The following is a 12187-nucleotide window of genomic DNA, read 5'->3' as shown; positions in this document are numbered from 1 at the left end:
ACTTGTTACCCCCTTACTTGTCATTGTTGCTTTTATTTGTTCGGAACACGCGTTGTGCTTCTTGAATTTCGTCTTTAATCTTTGCCATTTCTTCATCCAGTTTAAAAGCTGCTTCTGCTGCTCGTTTCAGTCTTGCCCTTACCTTTTCCGGAATTCTCCCTTCATATTTATAATTTAGAGAATGTTCATTTGTTGCCCAGAAATTCATTGCTAATGTACGAATCTGAATTTCTGCAATGATCTTTCGTTCACCATGTATTGTCTCGACGGGATAAGAAATAATAAGATGATAAGAGCGGTAACCACTGTCTTTCTTGTGGTTAATATAATCCCTTTCTTCGATAACGTCAAAATCATTTCGTGTCTTCAAACGGTCTACTATGTCATATATATCATCTACAAATTGACAAACAACACGGACTCCTGCAATATCTTGGAGTTCTTCCATATCGTCAATCTGAATATTTTTCCGTTTCATTTTTTCTTTAATACTGGAGACCGGCTTTACCCGGGCTGTAACAAATTCTATTGGAGAATGACTGGATTCAAATTCAAATTGAGCCCGCATCCCTTTCAATTTCACCTTTAGTTCTTCAACCACCTGTGCGTAAGGTGCCAAGAAGTTTCGCCAATTCATGTCTAGCACCACCTGTGTTATCTTTGTCTATGATTATTTTACCATATTCCAAACGAAAGAAGTAATCATAGCTTGTATCAATATTTTTGCTTTTTTATTCTGAATGCTGCAAAATATACATGCAAAAGGAGGAGAAAGATGACACAGGAAATCGAAATAGAATTTAAAAATATGCTGACAGGGTCAGAGTATGAGCAATTACTTAACTATTACAATGCAGGGAACCGATCTCACATTTTGCAACGAAATCACTATTTTGAAACAAAAGATTTTCAATTGAAGCAAAACCGTGCAGCACTGCGTATCCGTGAAAAGAATAACACGTATCAGCTTACACTTAAACAGCCAAATCCAAATGGCGCAGGGCTGTTAGAGACACATTGTACCATAACAGAGAAAGAAGCTGATAAATGGATCGATGAGGATATTATACCAAAGCGGGATATCACGGACGCACTTAATGAAATGAACATTGACATTCATGCACTAAAATATGGTGGTATGCTGGAAACGAAACGCATAGAGTTTACTAAGGATGCTTGTACCCTCGTACTGGATAAAAGCAATTACAATGGTCATACCGATTATGAACTGGAATTGGAAGCAACCGATGAAACACATGGCTATCAAGTATTTGAGAAGCTGTTAGCAACACACCAAATCCCTAAACGCCAAACCGCTAATAAAATTGAACGCTTTTATCAAACCGTGCATCTGTAATCAAAAGTTTGTAATAGTGTCCGGCATCGATGAACACAGTTCTAAATCCGTTACAGACAAGGATATCTGTATGATAACAGTTCATCCTTACAGTACATTGCATTATACGTTAAATCACATAAGTTGCTAGTTCTATATAAAGACTGTTACAATATAGTAACATAAAGAGAGATAGAGAAATAAGTACCACAAAGTGAAAGGTTTGGAGGATATGAGAGAAGTTGAAGGAAACAGCATTTATGAGGTAATTGGGGGGCACGAAAAAATTGAGGAATTAGTTGAGGCTTTTTACGCGAGAGTGTCTAAACATCCTGATCTAATTCCCCTCTTCCCAGACGAATTTTCGGAAGTAGCAAGAAAACAAACACAATTTTTAACTCAATTTTTTGGTGGACCTCCATTATATATCCAAGAACATGGGCATCCTATGATGAGAAAGCGTCATTTGCGTTTTCCGATTACGCCAACGAGACGTGATGCCTGGCTTGCTTGTATGAAAGGTGCTTTAGAAGAAGCAAATATTGAAGAACCGTACCGTAGTGCAATGTTTGAGCGGCTCACTCTCACAGCCAATCACATGATGAATACGCCTGATGAGAAAGGAGAATCATGGTGAATTGGAATTCTGCCGGATCCTGGCAACACCAGGATCGAAACCAAACAACGCATTATCATTTTATTGATGTTTTAAAAAAACCGATTGAAATTTATGTATTCATTGATCCGCTTTGCCCTGAATGCTGGTCATTAGAACCCTATTTAAAGAAATTATCGATTGAATATGGTCGCTTTTTTACCATTCGGACCGTATTAAGTGGTCAATTAACGAGTCTGCATAAGGACAAATTTGAAAAACCTAGAAAGTTGAAAGATATCTGGGAAAAGACGGCTAGTCGTACAGGAATGAGCTGTGATGGTGACCTTTGGATCGAGAACCCTATTCATTATCCTTGGCTTGCATCCATTGCGATCAAAGCTGCAGAATTGCAAGGGAAAAAAGCTGGTAAAAGATTCTTACGTAAATTACAAGAACTGGCTTTTCTAGAGAAAAAAGATATTTCTCAAGAAGAAGTTCTGTTAGATTGCGCGAATACGGTACATCTTGATATTGAAGAGTTTCGAGAAGACTTATATTCCACTTCCTCCAAAAAAGCCTTACAATGTGATTTAAAAATCACAAAAGAAATGGATGTTGAGTATATTCCGACAATGGTATTCTTTAATCAGTCTGAAGACGACGCAGGATTAAAAATTTCCGGAATTTATCCTTATGAAATCTATGTCAAAGTACTGAAGCAAATGTTGCAGAAAGAACCATTGCCTGCGAAGAAGCCGAAATTATTAGATTTTTTATCTCATTATGATTTTGTTGGCACGAAAGAAATTGCCGTTGTATATGATTGGTCGATGGAAAAAGCGGAAAAAGAAATGAAAAAATTACAATTGAAGCAGGTTGTCGAGAAGGTACCGGTCAAATTCGGTTACTTCTGGAAATATACAAAATAAGGACATGTTCAGCACATGTCCTTTTTTGTTATCTATTCTTTAAGATAAAGGATGGGAGAAAGTTTCAGGTCAAACAAAGGGGTTGTTTGTTTAACTTATTATAACTATAACAAGCATAAATAAAATTGACAATACATTTGTTCATAATTTCACAAAAGTGTCACACTTCTACTCCCACGCTTGATTACATATAATAAAGCAATAAACATAACCGTATATTCTCAATCCTAGCAATGTGCCCTGTTATTTCAAATGGAAAGGAGGTACATAAGTGAAAATACTCCTGCTACTTATACCTGTCTTCGCCTTTTTCTTAAATATATTCGGATTAATGCGGCTGATTCCGCCCTATATCACCGTTCCTCTTCTGTTTTTCACCATTTATTTCACAGTTTACTTCTTCCACCATAAAAAACAATTTAAAGGATTTCAAAAGGCCACCATTCGATAATGGTGGCCTTCCTCTTACTCTATTTCATTTAAGAGCTGTTCCATTTCTTCTAATTTTTGTTCGAATACCTTTAATGCGTTTAACACTGGCGTTTTTTCTGTCATATCGACACCAGCTTTTTTCAAGACTTCTATCGGATAATCACTGCTGCCTGACTGCAGGTATCCTAAATAACGCTCAACTGCAGGATCTTTTTCCTCTAATATTTGAGAAGCAAGCGACTGTGCCGCGGCATAACCAGTTGCATATTGATACACGTAATAATTGTAATAAAAATGAGGAATTCTCGCCCACTCTAGACCGATTTCTTCATCGATAATTAAATCATCACCAAAATATAACTTATTAAGTTCGTAATACATTTCGGTAAGCTTATCAGCCGTTAATGCCTCGCCTTCCTGAGCAGCTACATGAATCTGATGCTCGAACTCGGCAAACATTGTTTGTCTGAATACCGTACCGCGGAACCCTTCTAAGAAATGATTTAATAAAAATAATTTTTCTTTTTTATCATTAGTCTTTTCAACTAAATAGTTGTTTAACAACGCCTCATTACAAGTGGAAGCTACTTCCGCTACGAATATCGAATAATTCCCGTAACGATATGGCTGGTGTTTGTGCGTGTAATAACTATGCATGGAGTGACCTAATTCATGTGCCAATGTAAATAAGTTATTTAAATTATCCTGCCAGTTCATCAGAATATAAGGATTGGTACTGTAAGAACCAGATGAATAAGCACCACTGCGTTTCCCTTTATTCTCCTCCACATCAATCCAGCGATTGCTAAATGCTTGCTGCATCACTTCCAAATAATCGTCTCCCAATGGTTTTAACGCCTCCGTTACGGTTTGCTGTGCTTGTTCATAGCTGAAAGTCATCTCTACATCTTTAACTAGTGGTGTATAAAGATCGTACATATGCAATTCTTGTAAGTTAAGTACTTTCTTGCGGAGTGCAACATATCGCTGAAGTAATGGGAGTCCTTCATGAATTGCTTCGATCAGATTATCATATACTTTCTCAGGTATGTTATTTTGATTTAATGCTGCTTCTCTGGCTGATTTATAATTTCGTATCTTTGCGTAAAAATTATCTTTCTTCACATTTCCCTGTAGTGTAGAAGCAAATGTATTCTTGAGACCGCCATACGTATCATACATCGCTTTAAACGCATCATGGCGTACCTGTTGATCTTTCGACTCTAAAAAGTTGATATAACGGCCGTGTGTTAGATCTACTTCATTACCTTGTTCATCTTTCACCCCTGGGAAAGTTAAATCAGCGTTGTTTAGCATTCCGAAAGTTTGTGATGGACTATCTGTCACTTCTGAAACTTCCGCAAGCAGCGCTTCTTCTTTCTCGGAAAGGACATGAGGACGCTGACGATTTATTTCATCTAATGTGTGGCGATATAACTGCAGTCCTTCATGTTCGTTTAAGTAAGCCTTTAACGTTGTTTCATCCAGTTTGAGAATCTCAGGAGTAATAAAGCTCATCGTACTCGATGCTTGTGTAATGAGATTCTCCGCTTTGCCATTCATGGCTTGATAAAAGGAATTAGTTGTGTCCTGATCGTAACGCATATGAGCATATGTATACAAGGTGCTTAGGCGATCAGACACTTCATCCTGCAATTGCAGTAATTCAAAAACATTACTTGCTTTCTCATCTAACGTTCCTTGATAATCCTGGAATTTCGGTAATAAATCTTTAACCGCTTGCCATTCCTTATCCCACTCATCATCATTCGCATAAATATCTTCTAGTTTCCACGTTAGTTCCTCTGGTATTTCATCTCGCTTCGGCAATGATTTCTGTGGTTTTGCCATCACTATTCCTCCTTTATTTTCCGAATTAGTCTTATTATAACTTACTTTCTCTGTAATCATACAGTAGTACGATTTACATCATAATGATTTTTGTCGTTATCCTTTAAAATACCTATACGCACTAATAACTGTAAATATTCAAAAACTGGATCATTCCTGAGAGAAAGTAAGGGAAAATACTCAGTTGAATGGACGTGATGCTGCACAAGCAAGGCTGCTTGTTGAAGGGAAAAGTGTTCTCTTTTTTTAAACAATTCTACATATAATAACGATTGCCAAATCCAAGGCTGAGTCATCATTAAATATTGGGAACGAATGGGAAGATATACGTAATCAGGTAAGGAGTGAACAGTCAGCTTACGAAGATATAACCATTGCCGCCATTCTGTTTCTTTTTTCTGATAGGGTGACACAGGACGATGTGGCCATTTTTGCCTATAATTCTTCCAGTACTTTGCAAACCATTTTCGATGATGATGCTTTTTACGGAACAGGTCTTTCCATGTTAGCCACTCAAGAGGAATACTTTGCAATGTACCAATCGTTTTTGTTCTAGTTAGAAATAAAAGATCTTGATAAAGAATCATTTTTTTCGTTTCTGAGCAATAATAGAAAATACGAATTGGAAAGGATGGATGAGGTTGATATAGAAAGGATTGGTCCGTTGTCGAGATATGAAGTGAATTACTTCCTGTTCTTTTCATCTTATTTGCACCGAGAATCCAGATAGGGAGAATACCTGCTTCGATATAACCCTTTGTTCTGCTTATTATTTGATCAATCGGAATTGTTGCGCACTGATATTCAATTGCTATCTTTTTTCCATTAATATGCAACAGCATATCAGCTCGCTGGTTAAGCTCTGAAAAATGATGTTCAAGTTCAACTTGATAGCCTTGGTGCTTTAGCCAAAGATAAAGATCAAGCTTACCATGTTCGTGATAACTTCCTTCTCCTGAGTGTACACAACCGCTAGAGCGGTAGTGGGCAAAATGGGGAATATTATGCATCCCTGCTTTGACGATAACGGATTCTTTACAAACCGGACAATACATAGACTGTTTTCTAATTAATTGGATCTCATCTCGGGGTAAGTTCCAAATGGAAACAGAGTTGCCAGTGTCATCAACTGCTTGTAACAAAAAAATCACCTCCATGTACAATAATTCGACATGAAGGTGAGAAATCCTCTTTAAGAAACAGGATTTTCCGGTTGGGAATGCTTAATGAAGAATGCTAAAACAAAACCAACTCCTGAAATAATACCAGCTACCAGGAATGAGTCATTTACACCTTGGATCATTCCTGCGAGTCCTTCTGATGGAACTGCCTGATTCAACATGATCGAAATTAACAATGCTGTACCGATTGCACCTGACATTTGGCGCATCGTATTGTTCATCGCTGTACCATGTGGAATAAATTTACCTGGAAGTTGGTTCAGCCCTGCTGTTGTAACAGGCATCATAACCATCGCTATCCCAAACATACGGAACGCATTCACCACTGTAATATAGGTGAAAGTTGTTTCCGGTGATAAGTTGGAGAACATTAATGTCGTTACCGTAACAAGTGCGAGACCTGTGATGGCAAGCCATTTCGCTCCAAATTTATCAAATAAACGTCCTGTGATCGGGTTCATAATCCCCATTAATAATGCCCCTGGCAATAAGGCCAAACCAGATTCAAAAGCAGTAAATCCTAAATAGTCCTGCATCATAATTGGTAAAACAATCGCCCCACCAATCATGGCTAAAAAGGAAATCATACCAATAGCTGTTGTTAAGCTAAACATACTATATTTGAAGATGCGAAACTCCAATATTGGTTTTGGTAACTTCAATTGGCGCTGAATATAAATAAACAATGTGATAGCACCTACGATTAGAGGTATATAAACCATCGGGCTACCCCATCCGTAGCTTGCATTTCCGGCCATACTAAATCCGTAAAGCAATCCTCCAAAACCTAATGTTGAAAGGATAATGGACGGAACATCTACTTTCGGATATGTTTGTTTGGTGACATTGACTAAAATTTTGTAAGCTACAATAATATCAATGATAGCTATAGGCAATACGACATAAAATAAACTTCTCCAAGGGAAATTCTCTACTAACCAACCGGATAATGTTGGCCCGATTGCTGGTGCAAAGGCAATCACAAGGCCGAACATCCCCATAGCAGAACCACGTTTCTCAATAGGAAAAATTAAGAACATGACCGTCTGCATCAATGGCATCATAATACCTGCCCCTGCAGCCTGTAATACTCGTCCTGCCATTAATACTGTAAAGTCCGGGGCAATCGCAGCTACTAATGTACCTAGTGCAAAGCTTCCCATTGCTGTTAAAAATAACGCTCTTGTCGTAAATCTTTCAATAAGAAACGCCGTAACAGGAATCATAATCCCGTTAACAAGCATAAAAATCGATTGTAACCACTGTGCTGTAGCTGCATCGATTTCTAAATCTTTCATAATATGCGGTAAAGCTGTACCTAATAGTGTCTGATTTAATATCGCGACAAATGCTCCGGAGATTAACACTATCATCAACGGAACACGATTAATTGATTCGTTTGTTGTCATAAAATCCTTCCTTCGCTTTTTAACATACAAAGTATATCATAACACAAATTATTTCGTAAATCGAAATAATTGCATATTTTTTATTATTGTTTCATAAATGGATTAATTCTATGATATCCATCTAGACTTCAAATTATTTAAGTTTCTGCGAATATCTAATTATAAGAAAAACCAGGCGTACCCGCCAGGTCCCAACTATCATAAGTTATACAACTTCCCATTTATGCATAGTAAACTGTATTACAATGTGGTAATTTTGAAATGTTTTATGTGCGTAACAAAGCTCCGGAAATATGCTCCGCGTCCTGTGGGGCACGGAGTGGTTGGCCGGAGCGGTATCCAAGCACTCTCAATATATCAAAATGGTCCCAAAGCTATAATTCGGCTTTACTGAGATAACGATATACTTGCTTACAAAAGAAAAAACTAAGCATCTGTTCAGACACTTAGTTAACGATTAAAATTTTCTTTCACTTGATAAAGTGCATTTTCTTCAAAAATTGCTTTACCGTACTCTTCGACGATAAATACCGTCACTGTTGATTCTTGCCCATATTCGAGAATCTGACTGATTAAATCTTCTTGCTCATCATCTGTTAAATAATCCTCATCAAAGCGGGCAACCAACATGTATTGATTATTGTAATAATATAACTCATCTCTCATACCAATGGTTGTATCAAAAACATGACTTAATTGAATGATATCTTCTAATTCTTTAAAGCTGACAACCACTACGAAGTCCTGGCCATATTGCTCAATTTCAGGTTCCTCTTTATCAGCTGGTCCGAATTTCTCCTCAAGAAGAGATTCAATCTTATCATCGACTGGCATGTCAATCGTTTTACCAGACTCTGTTGGCAATTGCAGGTTCTGACCATCTTTAGAAATCTGTGCTTTGGTAACAACAATTTCCAAGCCTTTCTCCATAGCCTGAACTTGAATCCATAATGGACCATCAATTTGAAAGTCTTCTTCATTGTAATTGACTTCATCCATTACTTGCCAAAAAAGCTGTTCGCTTTTTTCACGATTGTACCAGATCTCTTCTCTGTCAAAGCCACGATCTTCAATATCCAAGTAAGAGATGTAGAATTTAATTGTATTTTCGTTAATTCTTTCTATTTCCATCTTATACTCTCCCTTCTTGATAAGTGATTGGGTGGGAAGGGATCACTATTCGTATATCTTAACCCTTATTAATACATATACCCTGTGGCCAATTAAAGATAACACTAAAATCATACTGTTAGTAAAATTATCTGGATATAACCCCTTTTTATACTACACTTCTTCTTTACCTTCCTATACGTGAATAAATATAAAAAGGATGTTTCTTCTATTGTATGATAAATAATGCTTATTTGAAAACATAAAAACTCAAAAAAATAAAATTGGACCATTGGACATGTATTAATTATAGATTGTAGCTTATTATAACCTATTTGTCACTAGTTATATGCTTATATTTCAGAAAAATACACGAAATTCCCTTTAAAGAAAATGGCAGTAAATATCCATTGCTTTTCTCGTCATTATTAGCGACAAACTTCGTATTATCTCTCATGATTTTTTGGATAATTTTATTCGAGGATACGTACACCTAATGTAGTCAAAATGAGTATTCATTATACTATCTCTAGTTACTCATTGTGGATAATGGTTGTTCCTGTCTAGTAAAAAGAGCAGATCCTGTAAGAGATCTGCTCTTTCATTTAATTGACCATTCGTTGTGCTTCTCTAAGTTGGAATGTACGTACAGTTCTAGGCAAGAAGCGACGAATTTCATCTTCGTTATAGCCAACTTGTAGTCTTTTCTCATCTAAAATGATCGGTCTTCTTAACAGCCCCGGATTATCTTGAATAAGCTGGAACAAATCCTTTAACGGAAGTTGATCCAAATTCACATTTAGTTTTTGAAATACTTTTGATCGAGTCGAGATAATCTCATCTGTCCCGTCTTCTGTCATTCTCAAAATTTCTTTAATTTCATCAAGCGTTAGCGGCTCTGAGAAAATATTACGCTCCGTGAATGGGATTTCGTGCTCCTCTAACCATGCTTTCGCTTTACGACATGATGTACAACTTGGCGAGGTATAAAGTGTTACCATGTAACTTCACTCCTCAATGGATTAATTTATACTGTAGATGTCTTTGCTTTACATCTTTTATTACTTTAAAATAACTTTAATCTACCAACTATGTACTAAGTATACTATAACTTGTGTTGGAATGATAGGGTATTATGTGTTTTTATTCACTTTTTACACAATTGCTATCGTTATAATGAGTATACCCTTTCCAACCTTCCTTAAACATTTTATTTCTATTTTTTTTGATTATTTTTTTGCCTGTCTAGCGCTTCAAATATATCATCTGCTTCACGCTCATTATTATAAGTTAGCACTTCGTCTACATGCTGATAGGACTTTCCATAGATTTCTGCATCCTTGTACGTGTGGATGTCTTTATACATCCTCTTCATTTGTTGATATATTTCTTCCTCGTTCTCTCCATGTGGTGACCAAAACAAAATCTCCAGTGTATTATGTTCGTCTGTTGCAAGCGATTTACGTGTATACCCTATTTTCACAGCGTGTTTAAAGCCCTCTCGCTGGTAAAAGCGCAATCGTTTCGTAGAATCACTATCTGTATAATCATACGGTTCTACTTCTAATATAATTGGCTTTCCCTTTTGTTTTAATTTCTCCATCAGCTGATGACCAATTCCTTGACCACGGGATTCATTAGACACATAAACATAGTCTATAAATAAGAATGTTGGAAACTCCGCATACATTAATACGTGATGAATTCCTTCATCTTTATGATAGACATCTCCTTTCTCCTGTAGTAACAGCTCCATATGTTCTTTTGATTTCATTTCCTCCACAGGGAAATATTGATTCAGTTTCTCATACCAATTCACCTTTTATCTCCCCTTTATTTATATCGTTAAATAGAATCATTTACATTTTACCCTTTTTGCCATAAATTAATCGCAAAAAAAAAACAATCCTTCTTTCAGAGAATAGGCCTTACTTAGTGTGAGGACTAATCCAACGGTGTGTAATCCACCCCTTCTGTATAGCTGTTCCCCGCATTCCAAAGCAGAAATTCATCGATGCCATTTTCATTTAATGCTTTAATTTGTGCTTCTACCTCTTCTACACCATATTGGAAAGTGGATCCACTATATAACCACGGTGCTTCAAAATCCTGAATCCATGGCCTGGAGGTCGGTGGATTATCTAAAGCCTCTAATACTTTATTCTCTACTTTAGCATATTCGTTAACAAGCTTATATGGTTCTGTATCCGGCTTATCTATTCCGAAATACGGTGTCCAGTGACTTGGATAAATCATAGATGAAATCACATCTACATTGTTAGAAATCTTCGAGAAATTCTGTCCGATTCCTGGTGTTTCTTCAATGGTCGCCGCATATCCGAAAATATCAACCGATACATCGACATTATAATATTCTAATTCTTCTTTCGCATATGACACAAAATCTGTTACAGCTTTCACACGTTTCTTAATATTATCAAGATCAACATCGGCATATTCACCTAAATCATATTGTAACTCATCATCGCGTTTTTCGAACCCTTCCGGAAACCGAACATAGTCAAACTGAATTTCTTTAAATCCTAATTCAGCAGCTCGTTTAGCGATTTCAACATTGTACTCCCATACTTCTTTCTTAAATGGACTGACGAAAGATTCTCCCTTACCATTCGACCATACTTTCCCATTACTTTCGGTAAATGATAAATCTGGACGTGCCTCTGCAAGCATCGAGTCCTTAAATACGACAATACGTGCTATTGGATAGATACCTTTTTTTTCTAAGGTCTTTAGCACTTCTTTTGGGTCTTTCATATAGTTTTTAGCGACACCTTCGTAAGGTAATTTCTCTTCTGGTTTGTATGTGACATAACCATTATCCTCTTTAATATCAATTACCATACTGTTTAAATCCGTATTATCGATAAGTTTGGTTAATTTCTCAAATCGGCTGCCTCCTGCAGAATTTCCAGTTACATAAATTCCACGAACCGCATCAGGGTACTCAAAATTTAAATCAGAGACAAATGAAAAACGAGCTAAAGCTTCAGGCAGTTTATGTTTGGTTAACTTTGATTGAAGCTTTTGATGTGACGCCGCCTTAAGCCTCGGCTTCTCTTCTTCACCTGCTGCACTTACTGGAAGTGTGATACTTGCGAATACTACCATCATCAAAATCATGGTGACTGGCCATCTTATGTACTTCTGCATGTCCTATCAAACTCCTACAACAATTTTTATGTACAGTATTATTATATAGAATTTTTGTTTCTTTTTGTTAAAAATACTAAAAAAAAATTTGCTTTTTTCCAATTTAGTCCTTTTTCCTTATTACAGATGGAAAAGCTCCTATCGTCAAGATAAGAGCTTTTCGTTTTCTA

Annotated in this window: 12 protein-coding genes; 4 read left to right on the top strand and 8 right to left on the bottom strand. The window is 36.7% G+C overall.

Annotation, left to right across the window (positions count from 1 at the left end; all coding sequences use genetic code 11):
- Window positions 1-13: 13 nt before the first annotated feature.
- Complete coding sequence (yjbM, locus tag MUN88_RS12645; RefSeq protein WP_244715569.1) at window positions 14-637, bottom strand: GTP diphosphokinase; 624 nt, start codon at window positions 635-637, stop codon at window positions 14-16.
- Window positions 638-775: 138 nt separating this feature from the next.
- Here yjbM and MUN88_RS12640 point away from each other — a divergent pair, with 138 nt between their 5' ends.
- From MUN88_RS12640 to MUN88_RS21965, 4 genes are all read left to right on the top strand, one after another.
- Window positions 776-1357 carry a CYTH domain-containing protein gene (locus MUN88_RS12640; RefSeq protein WP_244715567.1) on the top strand — a complete coding sequence of 194 codons (582 nt, stop codon included), beginning with the start codon at window positions 776-778 and terminating at the stop codon, window positions 1355-1357.
- 211 nt (window positions 1358-1568) lie between these two features.
- A complete protein-coding gene (locus MUN88_RS12635) occupies window positions 1569-1973 on the top strand; it encodes a globin domain-containing protein (protein ID WP_244715565.1) in 405 nt (134 codons plus the stop codon).
- On the top strand, window positions 1970-2863 hold the full coding sequence (locus MUN88_RS12630) for a ClpXP adapter SpxH family protein (RefSeq protein WP_369809992.1): 894 nt from the start codon (window positions 1970-1972) through the stop codon (window positions 2861-2863). The genes MUN88_RS12635 and MUN88_RS12630 overlap by 4 nt, the downstream gene beginning before the upstream one ends.
- A gap of 331 nt (window positions 2864-3194) precedes the next feature.
- A complete protein-coding gene (locus MUN88_RS21965; RefSeq protein WP_501993628.1) occupies window positions 3195-3314 on the top strand; it encodes a hypothetical protein in 120 nt (39 codons plus the stop codon).
- 14 nt (window positions 3315-3328) lie between these two features.
- Here MUN88_RS21965 and pepF read toward each other — a convergent pair whose 3' ends face one another.
- The 7 genes from pepF to MUN88_RS12590 form a co-directional block, all read right to left on the bottom strand.
- Window positions 3329-5146, bottom strand: a complete 1818-nt coding sequence (gene pepF / locus MUN88_RS12620) for an oligoendopeptidase F (RefSeq protein WP_244715559.1) — start codon at window positions 5144-5146, stop codon at window positions 3329-3331.
- A 56-nt stretch (window positions 5147-5202) separates the two neighbouring features.
- A complete protein-coding gene (locus MUN88_RS12615) occupies window positions 5203-6288 on the bottom strand; it encodes a competence protein CoiA (RefSeq protein WP_244715557.1) in 1086 nt (361 codons plus the stop codon).
- Between the two features lie 50 nt (window positions 6289-6338).
- Complete coding sequence (locus MUN88_RS12610; RefSeq protein WP_244715555.1) at window positions 6339-7736, bottom strand: MDR family MFS transporter; 1398 nt, start codon at window positions 7734-7736, stop codon at window positions 6339-6341.
- A 450-nt stretch (window positions 7737-8186) separates the two neighbouring features.
- A complete protein-coding gene (gene mecA / locus MUN88_RS12605; protein ID WP_244715553.1) occupies window positions 8187-8867 on the bottom strand; it encodes an adaptor protein MecA in 681 nt (226 codons plus the stop codon).
- Window positions 8868-9451: 584 nt separating this feature from the next.
- Window positions 9452-9847, bottom strand: a complete 396-nt coding sequence (gene spxA, locus MUN88_RS12600) for a transcriptional regulator SpxA (RefSeq protein ID WP_244715551.1) — start codon at window positions 9845-9847, stop codon at window positions 9452-9454.
- A 215-nt stretch (window positions 9848-10062) separates the two neighbouring features.
- A complete protein-coding gene (locus MUN88_RS12595) occupies window positions 10063-10665 on the bottom strand; it encodes a GNAT family N-acetyltransferase (RefSeq protein WP_244715549.1) in 603 nt (200 codons plus the stop codon).
- A gap of 125 nt (window positions 10666-10790) precedes the next feature.
- Window positions 10791-12017 carry a putative glycoside hydrolase gene (locus MUN88_RS12590; RefSeq protein WP_244715547.1) on the bottom strand — a complete coding sequence of 409 codons (1227 nt, stop codon included), beginning with the start codon at window positions 12015-12017 and terminating at the stop codon, window positions 10791-10793.
- Between the last annotated feature and the right edge of the window lie 170 nt (window positions 12018-12187).

Origin of the sequence: Gracilibacillus caseinilyticus (assembly GCF_022919115.1) — a bacterium.
Classification (GTDB): Bacteria; Bacillota; Bacilli; order Bacillales; family Amphibacillaceae; genus Gracilibacillus; species Gracilibacillus caseinilyticus.
The sequence above is the reverse complement of the archived record's forward strand: the minus strand, read 5'-3'. Positions and strand labels throughout refer to the sequence as shown.

Excerpts from the sequence above, each read along its gene's own strand:
- yjbM (WP_244715569.1), bottom strand. The coding sequence starts at position 637 with ATGAATTGGCGAAACTTCTTGGCACCTTACGCACAGGTGGTTGAAGAA.
- MUN88_RS12640 (WP_244715567.1), top strand. The coding sequence starts at position 776 with ATGACACAGGAAATCGAAATAGAATTTAAAAATATGCTGACAGGGTCA.
- MUN88_RS12635 (WP_244715565.1), top strand. The coding sequence starts at position 1,569 with ATGAGAGAAGTTGAAGGAAACAGCATTTATGAGGTAATTGGGGGGCAC.
- MUN88_RS21965 (WP_501993628.1), top strand. The coding sequence starts at position 3,195 with ATGCGGCTGATTCCGCCCTATATCACCGTTCCTCTTCTGTTTTTCACC.
- pepF (WP_244715559.1), bottom strand. The coding sequence starts at position 5,146 with ATGGCAAAACCACAGAAATCATTGCCGAAGCGAGATGAAATACCAGAG.
- MUN88_RS12610 (WP_244715555.1), bottom strand. The coding sequence starts at position 7,736 with ATGACAACAAACGAATCAATTAATCGTGTTCCGTTGATGATAGTGTTA.
- mecA (WP_244715553.1), bottom strand. The coding sequence starts at position 8,867 with ATGGAAATAGAAAGAATTAACGAAAATACAATTAAATTCTACATCTCT.
- spxA (WP_244715551.1), bottom strand. The coding sequence starts at position 9,847 with ATGGTAACACTTTATACCTCGCCAAGTTGTACATCATGTCGTAAAGCG.
- MUN88_RS12590 (WP_244715547.1), bottom strand. The coding sequence starts at position 12,017 with ATGCAGAAGTACATAAGATGGCCAGTCACCATGATTTTGATGATGGTA.